Source organism: Kitasatospora sp. NPDC093558 (genome assembly GCF_040683475.1).
Taxonomy (GTDB): domain Bacteria; phylum Actinomycetota; class Actinomycetes; order Streptomycetales; family Streptomycetaceae; genus Kitasatospora.
Map to the genome: position 1 here is coordinate 1 of NZ_JBFBDY010001425.1, position 1,003 is coordinate 1,003.

Annotated in this window: 1 protein-coding gene and 1 pseudogene; both read right to left on the reverse strand. The window is 72.7% G+C overall.

Annotated elements, in window-relative coordinates; genetic code table 11:
- Positions 1-507 (reverse strand): LLM class flavin-dependent oxidoreductase (locus AB0O00_RS41505; protein ID WP_363659831.1); only part of this gene is annotated, 507 nt, incomplete at its 3' end.
- 66 nt (positions 508-573) lie between these two features.
- Positions 574-1,003: pseudogene (locus tag AB0O00_RS41510) on the reverse strand (hypothetical protein); the annotation flags it as partial.

The following is a 1,003-nucleotide window of genomic DNA, read 5'->3' on the forward strand; positions in this document are numbered from 1 at the left end:
GTAGGGCTCGTTGCGCGGCTCCTCCAGCCGGTAGTGCTTGCCGAGGAACGGCTCCTCGCTGCCCGCCCACATGTGCTTGGCGAGCAGCACCGTCTCCTCCAGCCGCTCGAACCGCTCGGCCCGCGGGACCACCGGGATGCCGAGGCCGCGCTGCTCCTCCTCGTACCAGGCGGCGCCGACGCCGAAGTACATCCGGCCGCCGGAGAGCGCGTCGAGCGTGCTCACGGTCTTCACCAGGACGCCCGGGTGGCGGTTCACCACACCGGTGACCAGGGTGCCGAGGCGGATCCGCGAGGTCTGCCCGGCGACGAAGCCCAGCGTGGCGTACGCCTCCGGGCAGGGGCCGGCCGGGCCGCGGTTGAGCGGGGTCTGGAAGAAGTGGTCCATCACCCAGAGGCTGTCGAAGCCGACCTCCTCCGCGGTCCGCGCGATCCGGCCGAGCGTACGGCCGATGTTCTCCGGCGAGCCGGGCCAGCCGAAGTTGGTGATGTTGATGCCGAGGCGCACGCGCCACCTCCTTGGTCAGGACGTCACGGGTCAGACGGGTCAGACGGGTCATGCGGGTCGGACGGGTCACACGGGCCAGTCGAGCCGGCGCAGCGCGGCGTCGGCGAAGCCCCACTCGCAGCGGGCCGCGATCGCGAAGTTCCGCTCCAGCCGGGCGAGTTCGTCTCCGGAGCAGCGGCTCCCCAGCTCGTCGACGACGTCCAGGAAGCCGTCCAGCACCTCCCGGTAGTCCTCGCCAGGGTGCAGCGCGGCGACCCACTGCGCGTAGCGGGCGCCGGTGTCGTGGCGCTCGCGCAGGTCGTCGGCGATCTGCAGGTAGAACCAGGAGCAGGGCAGCAGCGCCCCGATCCCCTCGGCCAGCGAACTCGCGCTCGCCGCGGCGAAGAACGAGGTGTAGGCGTGGGTGGCCGGATCGGCCGGCCGGGTGCGCCAGGAGCCGTCCCCGTCGCCCTCCAGCTCGGCCGCCATCAGGTCGTACCCGAGGGCCATCGCCTGG